Here is a 22,692-nt window from a genome sequence, read left to right as displayed (position 1 = left end):
TCGTCTACACGCGTAGCGCCCCTACGGCATACGGAGGGGCGGCGCACTGCTTCGGCGGGGTGCGGGAGGTCGGACTCCCGCACCCCGCCGAGCGCGCACGACCCCGCGGGGGTCTTGCTGGCTCAGCTCGACTTGACCTTGATCTCGCCGTTGACGATCTTCTCCTTCGCCTTCGCGACGGCTTCCTGGATCTCGGCGTTGTCCGCGAACTTCGGGTTGGAGTTCGACAGGCTCACCTCACCCGTCTTCAGATCGCCCCTGACGATACCGGTCTCGGGCTTGCCCTCCTCGACCGACTTCGCCAGGTTGTACACCGCCTTGGCGACGTCCTTCATCGCCGAGGTCAGGATGGAGTCCTTGTACTTGGCAAGGGCCTCCTGCTTGTACTGGTCGGAGTCGACACCGATCGCCCACACCTTGTTGGCGGCGGCAGCCTCGATGACGCCCTGACCGGACAGGCCGGCGGCGGCGTACACCACGTCGGCCTTCTTCTCGATCTGGCCCTCGGCGGCGGTCTTGCCCTTGTCGGGGCTGGAGAAGCCGCCCTCCTCCGCGGTCTGCGTGAGGTACTGGGAGATGACCTTGACCTTGGGGTCGGTGTCCTTGACGCCCTGCTCGAAGCCGGCCTGGAACTTGTGGATCAGCGGGATGTCCACGCCGCCGACGAAGCCGACGGTCTTGGTCTTGGTGGCCTTGGCGGCGGCGACACCGGCGAGGTAGGACGCCTGCTCCTCGGAGAACACCAGGTCGGCGACATTGTCGGCCTTGATGGTGGCGTCGTCGACGATGCCGAAGGTGGTGTCCGGGAACTTCTCGGCGGCGCCCTTGACGGCGGAGGCGTAGGCGTAGCCGACACCGATCACCGGGTTGTAGCCCTGCTTGGCCAGCGAGACCAGGCGCTGCTCCTTGTCCGCGTCGGTCTCGCCCTCGGTCGGCTCGACGTCCTGGGTCTCGTAGCCGAACTCCTTCTTCGCCTTCTCCAGGCCGGCGTAGGCGGCGTCGTTGAACGACTGGTCGCCCTTGCCGCCGACGTCGTAGGCGATGGCGAGGCCCTTGTCCCCCTTGCCCTCGGCGTTGGCCGACGTGGAGGTGCCGCCGCAGGCGGTGAGGGTGAGGGCGAGGGAGGCGGTCGCTGCGCCTGCGACCGTGATCCGGGAAATCCGGCGCATGTGTGGTGCTCCTAGTCGTACAAAGCGCCGGGACGTTTCAGCTTCGGCGCTGGCTTCGCCGCAGAGTAACGCGCGTAGACCTGCCTGAAAACCCCTTCTGTCCACCTTGTTATCCGCCCGTGCTGAAGGGGGCTGAGGGGAGCGGGGCGGTTACGGTGAGTGGCGGATTTCGGGGCGGGTCTGGTGGGGCGTCATGGGGGTGGGTGGAGTGCGCGTTGGTGCTGGGCTGCGCCCTGCTCTCCCGTTCACGCGTGCGCGTGCACGGGGCTGCGCCTGGATTGGGCACCCGGGGTGTGTGCTGGACGGGGGTGGGCTGCGCTTCCCGGCGCTAGCAGGGTGCCGCTGCGCCCACCCGTGCCGCCCCAAGCGGCACGACTGCCCGCAGCTACGGAGGCGCGTTAGCCGCGCGGGACGCAACCCCGCCGAAGCGGGCCGTAGGCGTGGCGCGGACGCGCGCGGCGGGGAGGGGTCGGGGTGGTGGTGTCCGCCCGCAGCGGCTGGCGCGTCCGCACCCGTACTCCGGTGAGAAACCGATTCCGCGCCAGACCGAGGACGGATACCACCGCCCCGGCCCCGACTCACCCACCCACCGTAGGCGCTACGCGCACCCCACCGAAGCCGCAGATGCGCCGCAGGCATCCCCACCCGCACCCCCACCGAAGCCGCAGATGCGCCGCAGGCATCCCCACGTGAACCCCCACCGGGCCGCAGGCATCCCCACGTGAACCCCCACCGGGCCGCAGGCATCCAACGCGCACCCCACCGAAGCCGCAGCCCGACAACCGCGCACCCCACCGGAGGTGCAGGCATCCAACGCGCACCCCCACCCAGCCGCAGCGGGCGGCAACCGCAAGGGTCGCCGCCCGCTGAGAAGTGGAGAGAGGGAGGGCTACTCCGTCTTGACCTTGATGGAGCCGTCGATGATGCCTTCCTTGGCCTTGGCGACCGCTTCCTTCAGGCCCTCGATCTCGTTCATCTTCGGGTTGCTCTCGGACAGGCCCACACCGTCGACCTTGAGGTCGAACACCTGCGTGCCGGTCAGCGGCTTGTCGTCATGGACCGACTTGGCCAGCGCGTAGACCGCACCACCGACGTCCTTCAGCGCGGACGTGAGGATGAAGTCCTTGTAGCTGGCCAGCGCCTCCTGCTTGTACTGGTCCGAGTCGACACCGATGGCCCAGACCTTCGCCTTGGCCGCCGCCTCGATGACACCCTGACCGGAGAGACCCGCCGCCTGGTAGATGACGTCGGCGTTCTTCTCGATCTGCCCCTCGGCCGCCGCCTTGCCCTTGTCGGGGCTGGAGAAGCCACCCTCCTCGGCGGTCTGCGTCAGGTACTGCGAGATCACCTTGACCTTGGGGTTGGTGTCCTGCACACCCTGCTTGTAACCGGCCTCGAACTTGTGGATCAGCGGAATGTCCACACCGCCCACGAAGCCGACCGTGTTCGTCTTGGTCGCCTTGGCCGCCGCCACGCCGGCCAGGTAGGACGCCTGCTCCTCCGCGAAGACCAGGGACGCGACGTTGTCGCCCTCGACCACGGAGTCGACGATGCCGAAGGTGGTGTCCGGGTACTTGGAGGCAACGGCCTTCATCGCCGGACCGTAGGCGAATCCGACGCCGATGACCGGGTTGTAGCCCTGCCGGGCCAGGGACGCCAGCCGCTGCTCCTTGTCCGCATCGGTCTCGCCCTCGGTCGGCTCGACGTCGGCGGTCTTGTAGCCGAACTCCTTCTGGGCCTTCTGCAGGCCGGAGTAGGCGGCGTCGTTGAACGACTGGTCGCCCTTGCCGCCGATGTCGTACGCGATGGCGAGCCCGCGGTCCTGCTTGGAGGACCCTCCGTTGTCACTGCTGGTGCCGCCGCAGGCAGTGGCGGCGAGTGCGAGCGACGCGACCCCCACCGCGACGCGGGTCAGTTTGGATATCCGACGCATCTGAAGTTCCCCATTCTCCAAAGCCCCGCAGCGGGTGCTCGGTTCGGCGCACATTAACGCGCGTAGACACTCCTGGGAACGGGGTACCGCGGGGCCGTTATCCATTCGTGCCGATGGCCGGCGCATCGGTGCTGAGCGCACTTACCTGTGAGGCTGGGACCACGCTGCACCTCCCCCGCCGCCCATGCAAGCGGAGGAGGGCAGAAGAGACTGCTGAGGCTGGAGTGACCGGGATTCAGCGATTCAGCGCAACGCGTCCAGCAACGCCGCCGCCGTGAACAGCTCCACCCCGACCGTGATCGCATGCTCGTCCACGTCGAAGTCACCCTGGTGCAGGTCACGGATGATCCGCTCCCCCGGCGTGCGCACCCCGAGCCGTGCCATCGCGCCCGGGACGTGCTCCAGATACCAGGAGAAGTCCTCGCCGCCGAGGCTCTGCTCCGTGCCGTCCACCGACTCCACACCCCGCCGGGCGATCATCGCGTCGCGCAGCAGCTCGGTGACCCCGGGCTCGTTGACGACCGGCGGGACGCCGCGCACGTAGTTGATCTCGGACTTGGCCCGGTGCAGGTTGGCCACCTCGTCGATGGCGGCGACCACGATGTCCGGCGCCTGCCGCCAGGTGTCGAGGTCGAGGCAGCGCACCGTGCCGGAGAGCTCCGCGTGCTGCGGGATGACGTTGGGGGCGTGGCCGGACTCGACCCGGCCCCAGGTGACGGCGAGCCCGCTGCGGCTGTCGACCCGCCGGCCGACCAGCGCGGGCACGTCGGTGACGACCCGGGCCGCGGCGGTGACCAGGTCGGTGGTCAGGTGCGGGCGGGCGGTGTGGCCGCCGGGGCCGTCGAGGGCGATCTCCAGCCGGTCGCAGGCGGAGGTGATGGCGCCCTCGCGCAGCCCGATCTTGCCGGCGTCGACGCGCGGGTCGCAGTGCACGGCGATGATCCGGCCGACGCCGGTGAGCGCGCCGTCCTCGATGGTGTCGGCGGCACCGCCGGGCAGCACCTCCTCGGCGGGCTGGAAGATCAGCCGCACGGGGCGGGGCAGCAGGCCCTGGCGGTGCAGTTCGGCCAGGATGAGGCCGGCGCCGAGCACCACGGTGGTGTGCACGTCGTGGCCGCAGGCGTGGGCGCGGTCGGGCACGACGGAGCGGTACGGGCAGTCGGCCTTCATGTCGGGGATGGGCAGGCCGTCGATGTCGGCGCGCATGGCGAGCATCGCCGAGCCGGTGGCCATGTCCTGCGGTACGCCGATGTCACAGATGAGTCCGGTTCCGCCGGAGAGGACGCGCGGCTTCAGGCCGGCGCGTACGAGCCGTTCCTTGATCGCGGCGGTGGTGCGGAACTCCTGGTTGCCGAGCTCGGGGTGCATGTGCAGATCGCGCCGGAACGCCACGAGTTCGGCCCGCAGGGCCTCGGGGAGCGCACCGGGAAGCACCGCTCCCCCGGGGAGATCGATCTCGGACTCCAGTGACATCAGTGGCTTCACCCTTTGAAGAGTAGGGCGCGGAGGCCCCCGACCGACCCCTGATCAAGAAAATTCAACCCCTTAGGGGAAGAAAATCTTGCCGCCCTACGCATGGCTGCCCATCGAGATGGGTAGGCTTCTCGCTCTTTTCATTGAGGTCGGGCCGCACGGCCCGCCTCGGGCCGGCTGCCCGACCTGCGGAGAGTGACTTCTCTCACATCTTCCGCCTCGGCGGCGGCATGCGCCCGTTCTCCACACGGTTACCACGCATGGCGCCTTCCACGCGGACCGGTTCAACTGGCGGACACCGGCCAGGTGTGCTGGCTAGGTTCGGGGCCATGCGCGCACCCGACCCGGAGTTCCTGCACCGTACCCGCGCCGCGTACGACGCCTTCGCCGAGGAGTACACCGACCGCTGTGCGGACGGCCTGAGCGACCAGCCCCTGGAACGCGCCCTGCTGGCCGCCTTCGCGGAACTGGCGGGCCGCAGGCGGGACGGCGCACCCGCCCCCGTGGCGGACCTGGGCTGCGGGCCCGGCTACGTCACGGCGCGGCTGCACCGGATGGGGCTGCCGGTGTTCGGCGTGGACCTCTCGCCCCGCATGGTGGCGCTGGCCCGCGAGGCGCATCCCGGTCTGCGGTTTCACGTGGGGTCGATGACCGACCTGGGCCTGCCGTCCGCGACGCTCGGCGGGATCGTGGCGCTGTACTCGGTGATCCATGTGCCCGACGCGCATCTGCCGTCGCTGTTCGCCGAGTTCCGGCGGGTGCTGCTGCCGGGCGCCCCGGTGCTGCTGGCCTTCCAGTCCGGCGAGGAGGACGGCACCCTGCACCTGGACGAACGCTTCGGGCACGCCGTCTCCCTCGACTACTACTGGCGCACCCCGGCCACCGTGACCGGCCACCTCCGCAAGGGCGGCCTGGAGCTCACCGCGCAGGTCATGCGGGAGCCGGAGGGCGAGGAGAAGCGCCCCCGCGCCCTGCTCCTCGCCCGCAGGCCCGAGGAGGCGTAGCGGAAGAGCGCGGGCCCGCCGCCGCTGCCAGGCGGTGGGCGTCGCGGGCCGTGGCGGTCACGGTGGAGAGGAAGCCGCGGGCGCGGGGGGAGGCGTGCCCGGTGAGCCAGGCGGGGTCGATGTCGCAGACCGCCACGCGGACGCCGGTGCCCGCGAGCGCCAGGGGCAGGGTGTGGACGACCGTGGAGGGGAAGCTGAGGACGGTGGAGCCGATCGGGCCCCGGCGGGCTATGAGCTCCAGCGGGAGTTCCGGGCGGACGATCTGCAGGCCGGTCTGCACGGCCAGCCGGTGGAGCTTGTCCGCGCTCTCCCGGCGGTGGGCGAAGTAGCGGGTCGCGCCGTGCGTGGCGGCCAGGGCGCGGACGGCCTCCAGGTAGGCGCCGTCGTCGACCACGCCGGTCTCCACCAGGGAGGTGCCCACCAGGTCGGTGCCCTCGGCGATGCGGGGCGGGCCGAAGCGGGCGCGGGTCCAGGCGAAGGTGTTGGCGGTGACGGTGACGCCGGGCGGGCTGTCGGCCACCGGCATCGAGGAGAAGACCTCGACGCGGCGCTCACCGTGCGGGGTGAGGCGGCGCCGGGCGGCCGCGGAGACGGGGGCGAGGAGCAGGTCACGGGGGCCGGTCCTGCCGCCCTTGCGGTGCCAGCGGACCAGCCGCTCCCCGCGGGCGAGCTGGCCGACGAACTCCATGGTGGCCGTGCCGTCGTCGACGACCACCACCTCGCGGGCGCGGGTGACGGTCAGCAGCAGCTGTACGTAGCGGGAGAAGGGGTCGCCGAGGAGGACCCGGTGGGCGCGGCGCAGCAGGCCGGCGAGGCCCCCCACGGTCCGCAGCGGGGCGGTGGGGCCGCCGCGCGCCTCCTCCCAGCGGACGGTGTGGCCCTCCTCGCGGGCCAGTCCGGCCATGCGGCGCAGCTGGCCGCGGGTCATCGGGTCGACGGGGGCCGGCACCACGAGGGTGATCCCCGCGCCGGGGGCGTGCAGGTGCGCCCACTCCAGCACGTTCAGCAGCTGTACCGGGCTCTCGACGAAGGCGAGGGTGTGGGGGCCGGCCTTCCCGGCGCGGGGGATCACCGGCCCGCTCAGACGGTCAGCGGCTCGCCCGCGGCCGCGGCGATCTCCGCCTCGGCGACGACGCCGGGCACGCGGCGCAGCTTGCGCATCGGGGCCAGCTCGGACTCGTAGACCTTCTTCACGCCGTCGCCGAGGGAGGCCTCGATGGTGCGGATGTCGCGGACCAGGCGCTGCAAACCCTGCGGTTCGACCGAGGCGGCCTGGTCGGAGCCCCACATGGCGCGGTCGAGGGTGATGTGCCGCTCGACGAAGCAGGCGCCGAGGGCGACCGCGGCGAGCGTGGTCTGCAGGCCGGTCTCGTGGCCGGAGTAGCCGATCGGCACGTTCGGGTACTCCTGGCGCAGGGTGTCGATGACGCGGAGGTTCAGCTCCTCGGCCTTCGCCGGGTAGGTGGACGTGGCGTGGCAGAGGACGATGTTGTCGCTGCCGAGGACCTCCACCGCGTGGCGGATCTGCCTCGGGGTGGACATGCCCGTGGACAGGATGACCGTGCGGCCGGTGGAGCGCAGGGTGCGCAGCAGCTCGTCGTCGGTGAGCGAGGCCGAGGCGACCTTGTGGGCGGGCACGTCGAACTTCTCCAGGAAGGCGACGGACTCGATGTCCCACGGGGAGGCGAACCAGGCGATCCCCTTCTGCCGGCAGTAGTCGTCGATCTGCCGGTACTCGTCCTCGCCGAACTCCACGCGGTGCCGGTAGTCGATGTAGGTCATCCGGCCCCAGGGGGTGTCGCGTTCGAGGTCCCACTGGTCGCGCGGGGTGCAGATCTCGGGGGTGCGCTTCTGGAACTTGACCGCGTCGCAGCCGGCGCCGGCGGCTGCGTCGATCAGCCTGAAGGCGTTGTCGAGGTCGCCGTTGTGGTTGATGCCGATCTCGCCGGTGATGTAGACGGGGCGGCCCGGGCCGATCTCGCGGGAACCGAGGGTGCGGATACGGGAGTTGCTCATGAGTGGCGCTTCCTTACTGAGGGTTGCTCGGGGTTGCTCGGGGGTTTGGGGGCGCTCGGGGATTCGGGGTCAGAGGGGGTCAGAGGGGGTCAGAGGGGGAGGGAGGGTCAGAGGGGGAGGGAGTCGAGGGACGGGCCCAGCAGCCAGCCGGCGATCTCCCTGATGGCGCCCGCACCGCCGGGGGCGGTGGTGACCGCGCGGGCGGCGCCGCGCACCGCGTCGTGGGCGCTGCCGACGGCCACGGGCCAGCCGGCCAGGGCGAAGCAGGGCAGGTCGTTGACGTCGTTGCCGACGTAGAGCACGCGCTCCGGCGCGATGCCCTGCTCCTCGCACCACTGCTTGAGGGCGAGGTCCTTGCGGTCGATGCCGTGCAGCACGGGCACGCGCAGCTTGCGGGCGCGGGCGGCGACGACCGGGTTCTGCTCCGTGGAGAGGATCAGCATCCGCAGTCCGCTGCGGCGCAGCGCGGCGATGCCCAGGCCGTCGCCGCGGTGCACGGCGACCAGCTCCCGTCCGTGGGCGTCGATCAGCACCCGGTCGTCGGTCTGGGTGCCGTCGAAGTCCAGGACGACCGCGTCGATGTCGTCCGCGGTCGGCAGGGCGCCGGGGCGGTGGGCGTCCAGGAGCGGCGCGAGGGCCCGGGCGCGGGCGAGGTCGTGCGGGTCGTCGATCTCCAGGACCCGGGCGGGGTCGGTGCGCACCAGGGCGGTGCGGCCGAAGAAGCGGTGCCGGTGGGTGCGGAACCCGTGCGCGTCCATGGCGTAGGCGGCACCGGTCTCCAGCAGGTCCTCGGGGCGGTCCTGGCGGCGGGGGCGGAAGGCCTTGTCGTGATTGACGCCGTAGCCTCCGGCGGGTGCGGCCGTCTCCCTCGCTCCGTCCCTGCCGTCGGATACGTCGCTGCCGTCGCGCCAGAGGAAGCCGTGGAACGGGGCCACGGTCACCGCCGTGTCGGCGCCCTGCTCGGTGACCGCCGCGGCCGCCCGGTCGATGTCCTCGGCGAGGAGGAACGGGCTGGTGCACTGGACCAGCAGGACGGCGTCCACCGGGGCGTGGTGCAGTGCCTCGTGGGCGTCCAGGGCGTGCAGGACGGCGGCCTCGGAGGTGGCGGTGTCCCCGGCGAGGGCGGCGGGCCGGGTCACGACCTCGGCGCCGGCCTGACGTGCGGCGGCGGCGATCGCCTGGTCGTCGGTGGACACCACCACGTCGGTGACGCGCCGGGCGGCCCGGCACTCGCGCACCGCGCGGGCCACCAGGGGGACGCCGCCGACCGGGGCGAGGTTCTTCGCGGGCACGCCCTTGGAGCCGCCGCGCGCGGGGATGACGGCAAGCACCCGGCGCCGCACGGCTGCGGCGGACGCGGCGGACGCGGCGGACGCGGCCGGGGGTTCGGGCATGGCGTGCACTCCTGGAGGCGAGGGGGCGGGTGAGGCGGACGTACCGAGGACGGGTGCGGGGCCATTCCGTTGAGGGACAGCCGCTCCCGGCGGTGCTGCGCTGGGCGGCGTACGGCCGTCTTGGGCGCGGGCGTTCACAGCTCCCCCATCCGCCGGATGACCGGCGCCACGCGCTGCACCCCGTGCCGGTAGGCGCCGCGGGCGGCCCGCCGCACGATCCGGCGCACCGGCCCGGGCCGCTGGTCCGCTGCCGGCGCTCCGGGCAGCAGGCTGCCGTCGGGCGCGAGGTGGTGGCGGGCGAGGATGCCGGGGAGGTAGCCGGGCGCGGTGGCCGGTGTGTAGTAGGGGGTCAGCGGCGGCAGTGCGGGCGAGGAGAGCAGCTTGAGCAGGCGCTCGCGGGCCGTGTCGAAGGCCGTCTCGTACGTCCCGTCCGCCGCGACGCCCTGCCGGGCGGTCCACTCCGGGTCCGGCTCCGGTCGGTGGCCGGCGTCGAGCTGGTCGAAGGAGGCGAGGCAGCCGGAGCCGATGAAGTGGTGGTTGCCGAGGGACTCGCGCACGCCGAGGTCGGTGAGGATCGCCGTGGGGATGCGGCGGTGCAGGGACTCGAGGGCGGCCGTGGAGCTGACGGTGACCAGCAGGTCGGTGCGGTCCAGCACCTCGCCCATGTGCCCGTACACCAGGCGCAGGTTGGGCGGCAGGTCGAGCTTCTGCGCCAGCTTCTGGTAGGGCAGTTCCTCGATGTGGGTGGTGTGTTCGCCGGGCCGGGAGCGGAGTTTGAGCAGCACCTCGCGCTCGGGGTGGCTGCGGGCGTGCCGTATCAGCCGTTCCAGCAGGTAAGTACGGTCCTTGCGGCTCTCCGGCACGGACGGCTGGGCGGCGAACACCACCGTGTACGGCTCGCGGGGGCCGGTGTACGGCGCACCGCCGAGGAACGGCAGCGCGACCTCGGTGACCGCACCGGCGTCGGCGCCGACGCCCTCGTAGACCGCGCGGAAACGCTTCGCGTCCTGGCGGGAGTTGGCGAGGACCAGGTCGGCGCCGTGCCGCAGCAGCAGGCCGTCGGCGAGCTTCTCGTAGACGACCCCGACGTATCCGGTGACGACGACGGGACGGTCCCGCCGGTCCTGCCAGATGTGCCGCAGGCCGTGCAGCAGGGCCTGGACACTGCCGCCGACCAGGGCGAGCACCAGGACGTCGTGGCCGGTGTCGCGCATGGTGCGCAGGAACTCGGCCGCGGTCACCTCGCCGATCGAGTCGGCGCGGACGCCGACCTCGGTCAGCTGGCGGGCGGTCGGGGTGGCCCGGCCGCGCAGCAGGAATCCGTCCAGCCGCAGGGCCGGCCGGTCGCCGCCGGCCGGGGCGAGGCGTATCGCGGTGAGCGCGCCCCATTTCCACCGGGTGTCGGAATCCGCGAGGACCGCCACCCGCAGGGCTTTCGTTGCACTTGCTGGCACGTCGATGACGCTAGGAAGGAATTCCAAGGAGCCGCCCAACCCGAATCCAACAAAAGGTGAACAGCGCGCCGCCGAATGGCGAATCGGCCCGGCCCGGAAAGTCGCGAACGGATTTTCACCGGCGCGGAAGTGACCGGTTCACCACTTCGCCACGCGTCGTTCACTCTGCCTCAAGGTGCAGGTCAAGACGGATGCCGGGGTGCCACCTAACGTCTGCGGGGTGCCGAAGCTCTCTGTCATCGTGCCGTTCTACAACGTGCGGCAATACGTCCCCGATGCCCTGCGCAGTCTTCGTGCGAACGCGCGCGAGGACTTCGAATTCATTCTGGTCGACGACTGTTCCTCGGACGGGACCGCGGAACTTCTCGCGCGCGGCGAACGCGAACTGCCGGGCGCGGTGCTGGTCCGGCACGAGAGAAACGGGGGTCTGGCGACCGCCCGCAACACCGGTATCGACCGGGCGCGCGGGGAGTATCTGACGTTCCTGGACGGCGACGACTGGCTGGCGCCCGGCTATTACGCGCGGCTGCTCGAGGCGATCGAAGGGCTGGGCTGCGATTTCGTGCGCACCGACCATGTGCGGTGCACGGCCCGGGCCCGCTCGGTGCAGCGGGTGCCGCACGGCCGCCGCAATGTGGTGCTCTCGCCGCGTGCGGCCATCCTGCCCGCGCACCGGAGCACCGCCGTGGACTACGCCTACGCCTGGGCCGGCATCTACCACCGCCGTCTGGCCGACCGGGGGCTGCTGCACTTCACCGACGGGCTGCGCACCGCCGAGGACCGGCCGTGGATCTGGAGGCTGCACCGTGAGGCGGAGTCGTTCGCGGTGACCGGCCTGCTCGGGGTGTTCTACCGGCGCGGGGTGTCCTCCTCGCTGACGCAGATCGGGGACGCCCGGCAGCTGGACTTCATCCGCGCCTTCGACCAGGTGGTCGCGGAGACCGCGGCGGATGCGGAGGCGGCGGCGCTGCTGCCGAAGGCCGTGCGCACCTACTGCGCGATCATCGCCCATCACCTGGCCTCCATCGAGAAGTTCGAGGCGCCCGTGGCCCGGAAGCTGAAGGCGATGAGCGCGGCGGCGCTGCGGCGGATGCCGCAGGACGTGCTCGACGAGGCGCTGGCGTCGATGGACCTGGAGCGGGCCGCCCGGCTGCGCCGGCTGCGGCGGCGCCCGGTCCTGGCGGGGAGGGCGGCGGCATGACCACGCAGATCTTCATGGCGTCGACGCTGTACGGCACGGCAACGCTGGCCGCCGCCCTGGACGCCGGGTGTTTCGCCCCGGCCGGCCGGCGGCTGCTGCTGGTGTCCAACAACGCGGCGACTCCGGAGACGACACCGGCGGTGGACGAACTGCCCGGCTTCGAGCGGCTGCGCGGCCGCTTCGACGAGGTGGCGTCGTGGAACGAGACGATCTTCCCGTTCCATCCCGGAGGCTGGGCGCCGCGCCCGGAGGACGCCCCGCTGTGGGAACGCTTCCTGCGGGCGGCGTGGGGGCTGGGCGACGACGAGGTGTCGCTGGCCGTCGAGTCGATCCAGGTCAACCCGGCGCTGGGGCTGGCGCAGATCTTCACCGACGCGCCCCTGACGGTCTACGCGGACGGTCTGATGAGCTACGGGCCGACCCGCAACAAGCTGGACCCGCTCGTCGGCACGCGGGTGGAACGGCTGCTGCATCTGGACCTGGTACCGGGGCTGCGCCCGCTGCTGCTGACCGAGTTCGGCGTCCCGGCACAGCTGGTGCCGACGCCCGCGTTCACCAAGGTGCTGGCCGAACTGGCCGACGCCGACATGCGGTTGCCGGAGGTGGAGAGGCCCGCGCTGCTGCTCGGCCAGTATCTGTCGGCGCTGGACATCCTCTCCGCCGAGGAGGAGGAGCGGCTGCACGCCGAGATGCTGCGGGGCGTCGTCCGGCTCGGTCACCGGCGGGTGGTGTTCAAGCCGCATCCCACGGCACCGGCCCGCTTCAGCCGGCTGCTGGAGGCGGAGGCGGACCGGCTCGGCGCCGAACTGACGGTGCTGGATGCTCCGGTGCTCGCCGAGGTGCTGTACCAGCGGATGCGTCCGGCGCTGGTCACCGGCTGCTTCTCCACGGCCCTGATCACCGCCTCCGAGCTGTACGGGCTGCCGGTGGCGCGAGCGGGGACGGGGCTGCTGCTGGACCGGCTGACGCCGTTCGAGAACAGCAACCGCGTGCCCGTCACCATCGTCGACGCGTTGCTGCCCGAGCTGACGGACCGTGATGCGGTGGCCGAGGGCCGCCGGGGCCAGGACACCGAAAGCCTCGGCGAACTGATCCGGGCGGTCGGCTTCGCCATGCAGCCGAGGATCCTGCCGGAGCTGCGGCAGGACGCCGAGCGCTGTCTGTCGACGCGGCTGGACGACCGCACCCGGCGCTACTTCAAACGGAAGCGGCTGACCTCCCTGGGCCTGCCCGGCGGGGTGCCGGCGCGGCTCGCCTTCCTGCTCCGCAGCCCCACGGTGCGGCGGGCGGCACCGCGGCTGCGACGGCTGCGACGGCTGCGACGGCTGGTGCGGCGATGAGCGGGGCGCCGATCCCGGCTCACGGCCCTGGGAGCCGTACATGACCAGCCTGACCGCCGGCCGCCCGGCCCACGACACGACCCTGCGGCCGCACACCTCGCACCGCCAAGGCCGGTTGCGGGCCCTGGACGGCCTGCGCCTGCTGGCCGCGCTGATGGTGGCGGTCTACCACTACGGCGGTCGCGGCGGTGAGGTCGCCGAGGCCTGGGGCACGTCCCCGAAGCTCCAGTTCCCCACCCTGCACACCTGGTTCGCCTACGGGTGCCTGGGTGTGCAGGTCTTCTTCGTGATCAGCGGGTTCGTGATCTGCATGAGCGGCTGGGGCCGGGCGCTCGGGGCGTTCTTCGCCTCGCGTGCGGCGCGGCTGCTGCCGGCCTACTGGTGTGCCGTCGCCCTGGTGGTGGCCGTGTTCGCGCTGCCGGTGGTGGCGTACCAGGCGGTGGCGCCGAGCGACGCGCTGGTGAATCTGACGATGCTGCAGATGCCGCTGGGTGCGGACCGGGTGCTGGGCGTGTGCTGGACGCTGTGGGCGGAGCTGCGCTTCTACGCGCTGTTCGCCCTGTGCGTGGTGGTGCCCGGGGCGAGCCGGCGTCGGGTCGTCCTGTTCTGCGCGGGCTGGACGCCGGCGGCGGTGATCGCGCAGGCCGCGCGGGAGCCGCTGCTGGACCTGGTGCTGATGCCCGAGTACGCGCCGTTCTTCGTCGGCGGGGTGGGTCTGTACCTGGTCCACCGTGACCGGCGGGACGTGCACGCCTGGGGCATCGTGGGCGTGAGCTGGCTGCTGGGCCAGCACCATGCGGTGCGGGAGCTGTGGCACGCGCCCGGCGGGGACGCGTTCTCCCACCGCTCCTCCGCCGTCATCGTCCTGATCGTGACCCTGGGCTTCGCCGCCGTCGCGGCGGTCGCGCTGGGCCGGCTCGACTGGGCCGACTGGCACTGGCTGACGGTGGCCGGGGCGCTCACGTACCCGTTCTACCTGGTCCACGAGCACCTCGGCTGGGTGGTGATCGGCGCCCTGCACCGGGGGCTGCGTCTGCCGTCGGCGGTGACGTTCGCGCTGACGGTCGCCTCGATGCTGCTGCTGGCGTGGCTGATCCACCGCCGGGTGGAGAGGCCGGCCACTCCGCGGCTGCGGGCGCTGCTGTCCTCACCATCGCGCTGAGGTGCGCCGGCCGCCGGGCCGGATCAGGCGGGCCGGGCCGGATCAGGCGGGCCGGGCCGGATCAGGCGGGCTTCGGCCGGTAACTGGCCTCGATGCCCGCGAGGATCAGCGCCAGGCCCTCCTCGAAGTGCCGGTCGAAGTCGGCGAACAGCTCCGCGCCGGCCTGGGCCGCCAGCGGGAAGTCGGCCATCAGGCGGGCGCGTTCCTCGAGGTCGTAGCCCTCGCGGCGCTCACCGGGCAGCGGCTGGACGCCCTGCTCCTCGGTGACGAAGCCGAGCGTGTAGACGAAGGTCGTGGTGAGCGCCCGGACCGCCTGGGCGAGGGTGAGTCCGGCGCCGGTGAGCAGGCGCAGGTTGTCCTCCTGGGCCTCGGCGTGGACCAGGGCGGTGCGAGCCGAGCCCGATGCTGGTCGCCGATGTGCGGGTCACCGGCCTGGACCGGGACAACTGACACATCTTCCCGCCGCGCGGGGACGGCGGCGACTTCCTCACGCTGTGCCCGCTGCCCGGGGAGGACTTCCAGCTGGTCGCCCGCTTCCCGGAGGGCACGCGGGTCGACCTCTCACCGGAAGGGGTGCGGCGGGTGGTCGCCGAACGCACCCATCTCTCCCCCTCGGACGTCACCGAGGTCCGCTGGGCATCGGACTTCCGTCAGGCGCGCCGCGCTCGCCGACCGCTTCCGCGCGGGCGGGGTCTTCCTCGCCGGTGACGCCGCCCATGTGCACTCCCCCGCCGGCGGGCAGGGCCTCAACACCAGCGTCCAGGACGCCTACAACCTGGGCTGGAAGCTCGGCGCGGTACTGCGGGAGGGAGCGGACCCGGCGCTGCTCGACACCTACGAGGAGGAGCGGCGCCCGATCGCGGCGGACATGCTGCGCCTGTCGACCGGCGTCCACCGCGGCGAGGTGCGCCGGGGCGCGGCGACCCGGCAACTGGGGCTCGGCTACCGGGACTCGTCACTCAGCCGGGAGACCCGCACGGCCCCCGGCCGGGTGCGCGCCGGCGACCGCGCACCCGACGGCACGGTGATCGGCGTCCGTCTCTTCGACGCGTTCCGGGGACCGCACTGGACCCTGCTGGGCGCCGGGCAGGCGGACGACGCACCGGAGCGGGTGCGCACCCTGCCCGCGGCCCCGGAGGCGTACGGCCCCGGCGTCTTCCTGGTCCGCCCGGACGGCTACGTCGGCTGGACCGGGGACACGGCGGACGGACTGGGCGGGTACTTCGCGGCAATCGGGCTCCGGCCGGCCCCCACCGGAACCCGGCGCTGACCGGCCGTCCCCGGAACCCGGCGCTGACCGGCCGTCCCCGGAACCCGGCGCTGACCGGCCGTCCCCGGAACGCGGAGAGCGGCTAGGTTGCTAGGCGCTCGCGAGCGAGAGCTTGGCCGCGAAGCCGAGGAACAGCGCGCCCGCGGCCGAGGTGGCCCCCGCCGCCAGCCGCCGCCTGCGGCGGAACGCCTCGGCCAGCCGGGTGCCGCTGAAGATCAGCAGCGAGAGGTAGAGGAAGCTCGCCGTCTGCAGCAGCGCGCCGAGCACCAGGAAGGAGAGCGCGGGGTAGGGGTAGCCGGGGTCGACGAACTGCACGAAGAAGGAGATCAGGAAGAGGATCGCCTTCGGGTTGAGCAGCGACACGATCAGGGCGCGCCGGTAGGGGTGTTCGTCGGCGGCGGACGTAGCGGCGGGCGCCTCCGCCGGCTTCGCGGGCGCGCCCCGCTCCTTCCACATGGCCCACGCCGAGCGCAGCATCCCGTACGCCATCCAGGCCAGGTAGGCGGCTCCGGCGTACTTCACCACCAGGAACAGCAGCGGGGTCGTGCTGAGCACGGAGGCGGCGCCGAGCGCCGCCAGCGTCATCAGGACGGTGTCCCCGGTGAAGACTCCGGCCGCCGCCGCATAGCCGGTGCGTACGCCCCTGCGGGCGGCCACCGAGAGCACATACAGCGAGTTGGGGCCGGGGAGCAGGACGATCAGGACGAGACCTGCGAGGTAGGTGGGAAGATCGTGCACACCGAACATGGACAGGAGTGTCGCACGGAGACACGACTGTCATCTCCGGCTTTTCGCCAGGTGAGACACCCGTGTGAGACACCCCGTGTGAGACACCGGCGTGGGCGGACCGGCGAGCGGCTCAGAAGACGTCGCTCGGCTCGTAGGTGCCCCAGACCTCCCGCAGGGCGTTGCAGACCTCGCCGACGGTGGCGCGGGCCTTGAGGGCCTCCTTCATCGGGTACAGGACGTTGTCCTCGCCCTCCGCCGCCTTCTGCAGCGCGGTCAGGGCGCCGTCCACCGCCCGCTGGTCGCGTTCGGCGCGCAGCCGGGCCAGGCGCTCGGCTTGCCGGGCCTCGATGGCGGGGTCGACGCGCAGGGGCTCGTAGGGCTCCTCCTCGTCGAGCTGGAAGCGGTTGACGCCGACCACGACCCGCTCACCGCTGTCGGTCTGCTGAGCGATCCGGTAGGCGTTCCGCTCGATCTCACTCTTCTGAAACCCACGCTCAATGGCGTTCACGGCCCCGCCGAGGTCCTCCACCTTCCCCATCAGCTCCACGATCGCCGCCTCCAGCTCGTCCGTCATCGACTCCACCACATACGAGCCGGCGAACGGATCCACCGTCGCGGTCACATCCGTCTCATACGCCAGCACCTGCTGGGTACGCAGAGCCAGCCGCGCCGACTTGTCCGTGGGCAGCGCGATCGCCTCGTCGAACGAATTCGTGTGCAGCGACTGCGTCCCGCCGAGGACGGCCGCCAGCCCCTGGACGGCCACGCGCACCAGATTCACCTCCGGCTGCTGCGCCGTCAGCTGCACCCCCGCCGTCTGCGTATGGAACCGCAGCATCATCGACTTCGGATTCCTCGCCCCGAACTCCTCCCGCATCACCCGCGCCCAGATCCGGCGCGCCGCACGGAACTTGGCCACCTCCTCCAGCAGCGTGGTGCGCGCCACGAAGAAGAACGACAGCCGCGGCGCGAAATCGTCCACCTCCATCCCCGCCGCCACCGCCGTGCGCACATACTCGATCCCGTCCGCCAGCGTGAACGCGATCTCCTGCGCGGGCGAGGCCCCCGCCTCGGCCATGTGATAGCCGGAGATGGAGATGGTGTTCCACCGCGGCATCTCCGACCGGCAGTACTTGAAGATGTCCGCCGTCAGCCGCAGCGACGGCTTCGGCGGAAAGATGTACGTGCCCCGCGCGATGTACTCCTTGAGCACATCGTTCTGGATCGTCCCCGTCAGCTGCCGCGCACCGGCGCCCTGTTCCTCGGCCACCAGCTGATACAGCAGCAACAGCAGCGCCGCCGGCGCGTTGATCGTCATCGAGGTCGACACCTGGTCCAGCGGGATCCCGGCGAACAGCACCCGCATGTCCTCGACCGAGTCGATGGCCACGCCCACCTTGCCGACCTCGCCGTGCGCGATCGGCGCATCCGAGTCGTGGCCCATCTGGGTGGGCAGGTCGAACGCCACCGACAGCCCCGTGGTGCCGTGGGCGATCAGATCCCGGTAGCGGGCGTTCGACTCCGCGGCCGTCCCGAACCCGGCGTACTGGCGCATCGTCCAGGGCCGAGTGGTGTACATCGTCGGGTACACCCCACGGGTGAACGGATACGACCCCGGCTCACCCAGCTTCTCCCCCGGATCCCAGCCCTCCAACGCCCCCGGCCCGTACACCGGCTCGATGGGCAGTCCGGACTCCGACTCGCGCGCCATGGTGTGAGCCTCCCGCCGGTTGGTGGGTGATGGGTACAGGATGTCGTTCGGTCACTCACCACCATGCCCCGTTGTTCGGAACCCTTCACGCCAGGGGAGACATCTGTCAGACGAGGGCCAGGTGGTGTCCCGGTGAGACGGCGGGGGGCTTGGGTGCGTAGGACGGGCATGAGGAAGAGAACGAGCGCCGCCGTCTCGGCGCTGGCGGCCGTGTCGCTCTGTGCGGCGGCCGGGTGCACGGTGCAGCCTGGCGACGGAGACGGCAAGCAGGCTCCCATCCGGATCTACTGGCCGAGCGAGACGCCGTCCGGGGCGGAGAAGCCCCGGCCGAAGAAGTCCGCCGACGCGCGGGCCACCCCACCGCCGCGGGCCGCACCTCCGCGCCCCGCACCGCCGCGGCCCGCGCCGAAGAAGTCCCCGCCGAGGAAGCCCGCGCCCCCGCCGGCCGCGCCCTCGAAGGTGCTGTGGTCCCGCGGTGACACCGGACGCGACGTCCGTGAGCTCCAGGCGAGGCTGCGCCAGGCAGCCTGGCTGTTCCACGGGCCGACGGGCCGGTACGACGCGCCGACGGAGAAGGCCGTACGGGGCTTCCAGGCCAAGCGGGGGCTGCCCCGCACCGGGTCGGTCGACGCCGCGACCTGGCAGCGGCTGGTGCGGATGACGCGTGAGCCCGGCAAATGGGAGCTGTATCTGATGGGCGGGCAGCCGGCCGACACGCCCGACCCGCGCTGCCGGACCGGGCGGGTGCTGTGCATCAGCAAGTCGAGCCGGACCCTGCGCTGGATGATCGACGGGCGCACCCTCATGACCCTGCCGGTGCGCTTCGGCTCCCGGGGCACCCCGACCCGCGAGGGCATCTTCCGCGTCTACTGGAAGTCCCGGCACCACGTCTCCACGCTCTACGACTCGCCGATGCCGTACGCGATGTTCTTCAGCGGGGGGCAGGCGGTGCACTACTCGGCCGACTTCGCCGCCCGGGGCTACGCCGGTGCCTCGCACGGCTGCGTCAACGTACGGGACGAGGCGGCCATCGCCCGGCTGTTCGGGCAGGTGCGCAAGGGCGACAAGGTCGTCGTGCACTGGTGAGACCGGGCACGGCGACGGAGAAGCGGGAGAAGAGATTCGGGGCGCGGGCGGGACCGGGGGAACGTGTCCCGCCCGCGCCGATGCACGAGCCGCAGGTACGGGGGGAACCCCGGCTCTGTGCGACGGCCGATGACCAGTCGGCTCACTCATTACTGCGCCGCGGCCTCCAAAAACGTCACACCCTCAACGAAAAAATTTTGGGCGTTGACAAAATCGCAGGTCAGAGGCGCCGGTGAGTCGGAGGAGGGAGCGAGGACCCGGACGGCACCGGGGCGGGCTGGGCGCCGGGGCAGGTCGGGCCAGGCGTCACGGCGAGCCGGGCAGGACACCGGGGCAGGTCGGGCCAGGCGTCACGGCGAGCCGGGCAGGACACCGGGGCAGGTCGGGCCAGGCGTCACGGCGAGCCGGGCAGGACACCGGAGCGGGTCGAGCCCGGGCGTCACAGCGAGCCGGGCAGGACACCGGGGCAGGTCGGGCCAGGCGTCACGGCGAGCCGGGCAGGACACCGGAGCGGGTCGAGCCCGGGCGTCACAGCGAGCCGGGCAGGGCACCGGAGCGGGTCGAGCGCCGGACCGGGCAGGGCGTCGGGTCTGGTCGGGCGGGGGGCTGCGTCAGGTCAGGCGGTCAGTGAGACGGTGCCCGTCACTCCGGTGCCGCCGGCCTGGGCGGTGAGACGGGCGTGCCCGGCGCGGCGGATGCCGGAGCCCGTGTCGTCGGCACGCCGGCGCTCGGCGCGGGTGTGCCGGTCGTTCCGGTCGTTCCGGTCGTAGCGGTTCTTGCCGCCGTGCCGGTGCTTCTTGTCGCCGTGTCTGCCGTGACCGCCGCGCTTGTCGCCGTCCTTGTCCGCGTCACCGCCGTCGTCCGTGCGGTCGCGGGAGTCGGAACCCTCGCGGGAGTCCGAACGCTCGCGGGAGTCCTGATCGCCCTTGCGGAACTTGGAGCTGTAACCCGCCGCTGCCAGCACGCCCTTGCAGTAGCGGCCGACGCGGGCGGAGTCACCGGCCGCGCTCTGGAGCAGGCGGCGGCGGTCGCCGTCGAGGTGCCGGCCCTCGCGCAGTGCGCGGCAGGCGGCGACGGTCTCCTTCCAGCCCCGGCCCGCACGGGACCCCGGGTCCTTCGAGTCCGTGCCGGGCGCCGCCGGGGCGCCCGTGTCCTGGCCCTGGTCACCGGAGGTGGCGGGCCCGCCCGGCTGGGCCGAGCCGGCCGCGCCCTGGGAGGGCCGCCCACCGTCCTCGTCCGGGGTGGCTCCGCCGCCCGTGCCCTTGTCCGGCGGGGGCGTCACCAGGGGTCGCTCGTTCGGTGTGGCGCTGGCCGTCACGGAGGCGGCCGGGTCGGTCCCGGGGTCGCCGGCCGGGCCGGGGAAGGCTCCGGTTCCGGCCAGGGCAGCGGCCCCGCCGACCATGCCGGCGGCCATCGCGGCGGCCAGCGCCAGCCGCACCGGGCGGGTCCAGCGCGACCGGCGAACGGTTGCGGTTGCATCGGGGCGCGAACCGCCGATGCGGACGAGCCCCGCCTCCAGGGTCCGGGCGCCTCCGCCGCGTTCGGCGCCGGCCGTCTCGAACCGGCCCTCCCGCTCCTCGCGCGCCTTGCGGAAGGCGGCCAGGGCCGCCGCCTCGCCGGGAAGTTCTTCGCAGGTCAGCGGGGGCGGAGTGAGCGCACCCAGGGTCCGGGCGAGCCGTTCGGCCTTCTCCCGGGCAGCCGGATCGGCGGCTTCGGGCGGCAGTCCGCTCAGCAAACGCTCCGCCGTGTCGCGGTCCAGCCACCTGTGCTGCTCGTCGGCCATCACATGTCCTTCTGCGTCCGCGCTCGCATATGCGTCACACTCGCGGACGTCACCGCACGCCGGTGCGGTTCTCGCTGCGGCGGAAGGGCGTCGAGCACCCCGGCGGATTCCGGATGTGTCTCCGGGTCGTCGCCGATCATGTCCGCCAGCCGTTTCAGGCCCCGGTGCGCGGCGGTGCGTACGGCGCCGGGCCGCTTGCCGAGCGTCTCGGCGGCGGTCTTCGCGTCGAGGCCCACGACCACGCGCAGCACCACGGCCTCGGCCTGGTCCTGCGGCAGCCGGGAGATGAGGGAGAAGGTGCCGTCGGTGGCGAGGGCCTCGATAGCCTCGCCCGCGGTGTCCGACTCGGCGGCCCGCCCGGCCAGCTCGGTCTCGTCGCCGCCGATGGCGGGACGGCGGCCGCGCATGCGTATGTGGTCCAGGGCGCGGTTGCGGGCGATCCGGGCGGCCCAGCCGCGGAAACGGTCCGCGTCACCGCTGAACCGGTCCAGGTCACGGGCTATCTGCAGCCAGGCCTCGGAGGTCACGTCCTCGGCGTCGGGTTCGCCGACGAGTGTCCTCACATATCCCAGCAGCCGCGGATGCACGGCGCGATACACAGTCCGGAACGCGGTCTCGTCCCCGTCCTGTGCCGCACGCACCGCGGCGGTCAGCTCCGCGTCGTCCCCCAGCACCGCAGGCCCTTCTGCGCCCCAACCGGCGCCGCTTACGCGGACCGGGTCGCTCGCCGTTGTGTTTCCTCGTCTGGTCGTGCGGTCGTCGCGGCGTCAGAAACCGCAGGTGGTCGCGGTGATCCTGCACCCGCCACGATGGCGCGAAAGGCACGTTACGACCTGAAACCACTCGCCGTCCATGTCTGTCCAGGATGCAACTAACCCGTGACACAGCGGGGTGTGACAGAAAACGCACCCCCGGCGCTGTAGGAAGTACGGGCCGCCGCGCGGTCCGTGCCGCGCGACGGCCGGGGCCTCTCCTGTGGGGGGTGGCGGCCCCGGCCGTTGCTTTGGCCGTGGCACACCGCCGCCGCCACAGGCGCGTCCGGTGTCGTACGGCCTGAGCGTTCCGCCTGGTGACCTGTTCAGGTTACGGGTGTGCAGGTTACGGGGTCGCGCCGCCCGGCCGGCCAGGCGCACCCCGGTCGCCGCTCTCGTCCTCGGTTCCGCCGCCCTGACCGGCGGTGGGCAGGCTCCCGGCGCCGTTCGCCTCCCGGGCCGGCCCGGTGGGCACCTTGTCCGGGATCTCCGGGATCTCCGCCTTCTTCGGGATCCCCGCGTTCTCCGGGATCTCCGGAATCTCCTGGCTTCCCGCGCTCTCCCCGCTCTGCGCGTTTCCGGCGTTGTTCGCGTTGTTCGCGTTGTTCGCGTTCTCGTCTTCCTCGGAAGTCTCCGCGTTCCCGGCGTTCCGCTCCCCGGTCAGTTCCGCACAGTAGGCGTCGACCTTCTCCTCGCCGCCCGCCGCGGTCACCAGGCGCTGCCAGGCGGGGGCCTGCAGCGCCTTGCCCCGGTCGCGGACCTTCTCGTAGGCGCGGCAGTGGGCCTCGGTGTCCCGGGCGGGGGCGGGGCGAGACGGGTCGGACGTCTCGTCGGTGGCCGTGGCGCCGGGCGCCGGGCGCCCGGTGGGCGGGGCGGACGAACGGGGAGAGGAGGGGGTGGTGGTGCGGTCGGGGTCGGCCGGCGCGTCCTGGCCGGATCCGGGGGTGCCGATGCCCGCGACGGCGACGCCGCTGAGGGTGAGGCCGCCGAGCACCACGCCGAGCAGGGCCTTCACGGAGTGGCCGCCCAGCCGCCGCCGGCGTGGGCGCCAGTCGTCGCGGCGCCGGGTGCGCGCCCGGTGTGCTCCGCTGTCGCGGGCGGCGCGGAAGGCGGCGAGGGCGCGCCGCTCGGCCTCGGCGGCGTAGGAACGGCCGGTGACCCGTTCTACGACCAGGCCGAGCAGGACGTAGTTGGTGTTCGAGTAGGAGAAGCGGC

Annotated in this window: 17 protein-coding genes and 2 pseudogenes; 6 read left to right on the top strand and 13 right to left on the bottom strand. The window is 72.5% G+C overall.

Features of this window, described 5'->3' with window-relative positions:
- Positions 1-122: 122 nt before the first annotated feature.
- The 3 genes from ABD207_RS07440 to ABD207_RS07430 form a co-directional block, all read right to left on the bottom strand.
- On the bottom strand, positions 123-1,169 hold the full coding sequence (locus ABD207_RS07440) for a BMP family lipoprotein (protein WP_344011014.1): 1,047 nt from the start codon (positions 1,167-1,169) through the stop codon (positions 123-125).
- Positions 1,170-2,058: 889 nt separating this feature from the next.
- Positions 2,059-3,102: a BMP family lipoprotein gene (locus ABD207_RS07435; RefSeq protein ID WP_344011013.1), complete on the bottom strand. Its 1,044-nt coding sequence runs from the start codon at positions 3,100-3,102 to the stop codon at positions 2,059-2,061.
- A gap of 243 nt (positions 3,103-3,345) precedes the next feature.
- Positions 3,346-4,575 carry a M20 family metallopeptidase gene (locus ABD207_RS07430; protein WP_344011171.1) on the bottom strand — a complete coding sequence of 410 codons (1,230 nt, stop codon included), beginning with the start codon at positions 4,573-4,575 and terminating at the stop codon, positions 3,346-3,348.
- Positions 4,576-4,904: 329 nt separating this feature from the next.
- Between ABD207_RS07430 and ABD207_RS07425 the strand changes: the two genes are divergently transcribed.
- On the top strand, positions 4,905-5,579 hold the full coding sequence (locus ABD207_RS07425) for a class I SAM-dependent DNA methyltransferase (RefSeq protein WP_344011012.1): 675 nt from the start codon (positions 4,905-4,907) through the stop codon (positions 5,577-5,579).
- On the opposite strand, the gene ABD207_RS07420 is transcribed toward ABD207_RS07425, so the two are convergent.
- From ABD207_RS07420 to ABD207_RS07405, 4 genes are all read right to left on the bottom strand, one after another.
- Complete coding sequence (locus tag ABD207_RS07420) at positions 5,506-6,651, bottom strand: hypothetical protein (protein WP_344011010.1); 1,146 nt, start codon at positions 6,649-6,651, stop codon at positions 5,506-5,508. The genes ABD207_RS07425 and ABD207_RS07420 overlap by 74 nt on opposite strands.
- Positions 6,652-6,659: 8 nt before the next feature.
- On the bottom strand, positions 6,660-7,595 hold the full coding sequence (locus tag ABD207_RS07415; protein ID WP_344011009.1) for an N-acetylneuraminate synthase family protein: 936 nt from the start codon (positions 7,593-7,595) through the stop codon (positions 6,660-6,662).
- A gap of 107 nt (positions 7,596-7,702) precedes the next feature.
- Entirely contained in the window at positions 7,703-8,989 is a 1,287-nt protein-coding gene (locus ABD207_RS07410; RefSeq protein WP_344011007.1) for a cytidylyltransferase domain-containing protein, read from the bottom strand.
- 134 nt (positions 8,990-9,123) lie between these two features.
- Positions 9,124-10,443 (bottom strand): DUF6716 putative glycosyltransferase, encoded by a 1,320-nt coding sequence (locus ABD207_RS07405; protein ID WP_344011005.1) that lies wholly within the window; start codon positions 10,441-10,443, stop codon positions 9,124-9,126.
- 220 nt (positions 10,444-10,663) lie between these two features.
- On the opposite strand from ABD207_RS07405, the gene ABD207_RS07400 reads away from it, so the two are divergent.
- From ABD207_RS07400 to ABD207_RS07390, 3 genes are read left to right on the top strand one after another with little or no spacing between them, the layout of a single operon-like run.
- A complete protein-coding gene (locus tag ABD207_RS07400; RefSeq protein ID WP_344011004.1) occupies positions 10,664-11,644 on the top strand; it encodes a glycosyltransferase family 2 protein in 981 nt (326 codons plus the stop codon).
- On the top strand, positions 11,641-12,984 hold the full coding sequence (locus tag ABD207_RS07395; RefSeq protein ID WP_344011002.1) for a polysialyltransferase family glycosyltransferase: 1,344 nt from the start codon (positions 11,641-11,643) through the stop codon (positions 12,982-12,984). The genes ABD207_RS07400 and ABD207_RS07395 overlap by 4 nt, the downstream gene beginning before the upstream one ends.
- Positions 12,985-13,024: 40 nt before the next feature.
- Positions 13,025-14,146 carry an acyltransferase family protein gene (locus tag ABD207_RS07390; protein ID WP_344011001.1) on the top strand — a complete coding sequence of 374 codons (1,122 nt, stop codon included), beginning with the start codon at positions 13,025-13,027 and terminating at the stop codon, positions 14,144-14,146.
- Positions 14,147-14,207: 61 nt separating this feature from the next.
- Here the strand turns inward: ABD207_RS07390 and ABD207_RS07385 are convergent.
- Positions 14,208-14,549, bottom strand: a pseudogene (locus tag ABD207_RS07385) (TetR/AcrR family transcriptional regulator C-terminal domain-containing protein); the annotation flags it as partial.
- On the opposite strand from ABD207_RS07385, the pseudogene ABD207_RS07380 reads away from it, so the two are divergent.
- Positions 14,537-15,416 (top strand): annotated as a pseudogene (locus tag ABD207_RS07380) (FAD-dependent monooxygenase); the annotation flags it as partial. The pseudogenes ABD207_RS07385 and ABD207_RS07380 sit on opposite strands and share 13 nt — an antisense overlap.
- A 90-nt stretch (positions 15,417-15,506) precedes the next feature.
- On the opposite strand, the gene leuE reads toward ABD207_RS07380, so the two are convergent.
- On the bottom strand, positions 15,507-16,163 hold the full coding sequence (gene leuE / locus ABD207_RS07375) for a leucine efflux protein LeuE (protein WP_344010999.1): 657 nt from the start codon (positions 16,161-16,163) through the stop codon (positions 15,507-15,509).
- 112 nt (positions 16,164-16,275) lie between these two features.
- The gene (locus ABD207_RS07370) at positions 16,276-17,856 is read right to left on the bottom strand and encodes an acyl-CoA mutase large subunit family protein (protein WP_344010998.1); all 1,581 of its coding nucleotides are present in this window, start codon (positions 17,854-17,856) and stop codon (positions 16,276-16,278) included.
- A gap of 168 nt (positions 17,857-18,024) precedes the next feature.
- Between ABD207_RS07370 and ABD207_RS07365 the strand changes: the two genes are divergently transcribed.
- Positions 18,025-18,942 carry a L,D-transpeptidase family protein gene (locus ABD207_RS07365; RefSeq protein ID WP_344010996.1) on the top strand — a complete coding sequence of 306 codons (918 nt, stop codon included), beginning with the start codon at positions 18,025-18,027 and terminating at the stop codon, positions 18,940-18,942.
- A gap of 616 nt (positions 18,943-19,558) precedes the next feature.
- On the opposite strand, the gene ABD207_RS07360 is transcribed toward ABD207_RS07365, so the two are convergent.
- The 3 genes from ABD207_RS07360 to ABD207_RS07350 form a co-directional block, all read right to left on the bottom strand.
- On the bottom strand, positions 19,559-20,725 hold the full coding sequence (locus ABD207_RS07360; RefSeq protein ID WP_344010995.1) for a hypothetical protein: 1,167 nt from the start codon (positions 20,723-20,725) through the stop codon (positions 19,559-19,561).
- Positions 20,725-21,399, bottom strand: coding sequence for an RNA polymerase sigma factor (locus ABD207_RS07355; protein WP_344010993.1), 675 nt, complete (start codon positions 21,397-21,399; stop codon positions 20,725-20,727). The genes ABD207_RS07360 and ABD207_RS07355 overlap by 1 nt, the downstream gene beginning before the upstream one ends.
- Before the next feature lie 424 nt (positions 21,400-21,823).
- Positions 21,824-22,692, bottom strand: an 869-nt coding sequence (locus ABD207_RS07350) for a hypothetical protein (RefSeq protein ID WP_344010991.1), incomplete at its 5' end; no start/stop codon positions are given.

Origin of the sequence: Streptomyces thermospinosisporus, from assembly GCF_039526425.1 — a bacterium.
Lineage (GTDB): Bacteria > Actinomycetota > Actinomycetes > Streptomycetales > Streptomycetaceae > Streptomyces > Streptomyces thermocarboxydovorans.
The sequence above is the reverse complement of the archived record's forward strand: the minus strand, read 5'-3'. Positions and strand labels throughout refer to the sequence as shown.

Excerpts from the sequence above, each read along its gene's own strand:
- ABD207_RS07440 (WP_344011014.1), bottom strand. The coding sequence starts at position 1,169 with ATGCGCCGGATTTCCCGGATCACGGTCGCAGGCGCAGCGACCGCCTCC.
- ABD207_RS07435 (WP_344011013.1), bottom strand. The coding sequence starts at position 3,102 with ATGCGTCGGATATCCAAACTGACCCGCGTCGCGGTGGGGGTCGCGTCG.
- ABD207_RS07430 (WP_344011171.1), bottom strand. The coding sequence starts at position 4,575 with ATGTCACTGGAGTCCGAGATCGATCTCCCCGGGGGAGCGGTGCTTCCC.
- ABD207_RS07425 (WP_344011012.1), top strand. The coding sequence starts at position 4,905 with ATGCGCGCACCCGACCCGGAGTTCCTGCACCGTACCCGCGCCGCGTAC.
- ABD207_RS07415 (WP_344011009.1), bottom strand. The coding sequence starts at position 7,595 with ATGAGCAACTCCCGTATCCGCACCCTCGGTTCCCGCGAGATCGGCCCG.
- ABD207_RS07410 (WP_344011007.1), bottom strand. The coding sequence starts at position 8,989 with ATGCCCGAACCCCCGGCCGCGTCCGCCGCGTCCGCCGCGTCCGCCGCA.
- ABD207_RS07395 (WP_344011002.1), top strand. The coding sequence starts at position 11,641 with ATGACCACGCAGATCTTCATGGCGTCGACGCTGTACGGCACGGCAACG.
- ABD207_RS07390 (WP_344011001.1), top strand. The coding sequence starts at position 13,025 with ATGACCAGCCTGACCGCCGGCCGCCCGGCCCACGACACGACCCTGCGG.
- leuE (WP_344010999.1), bottom strand. The coding sequence starts at position 16,163 with ATGTTCGGTGTGCACGATCTTCCCACCTACCTCGCAGGTCTCGTCCTG.
- ABD207_RS07370 (WP_344010998.1), bottom strand. The coding sequence starts at position 17,856 with ATGGCGCGCGAGTCGGAGTCCGGACTGCCCATCGAGCCGGTGTACGGG.
- ABD207_RS07365 (WP_344010996.1), top strand. The coding sequence starts at position 18,025 with ATGAGGAAGAGAACGAGCGCCGCCGTCTCGGCGCTGGCGGCCGTGTCG.
- ABD207_RS07360 (WP_344010995.1), bottom strand. The coding sequence starts at position 20,725 with ATGGCCGACGAGCAGCACAGGTGGCTGGACCGCGACACGGCGGAGCGT.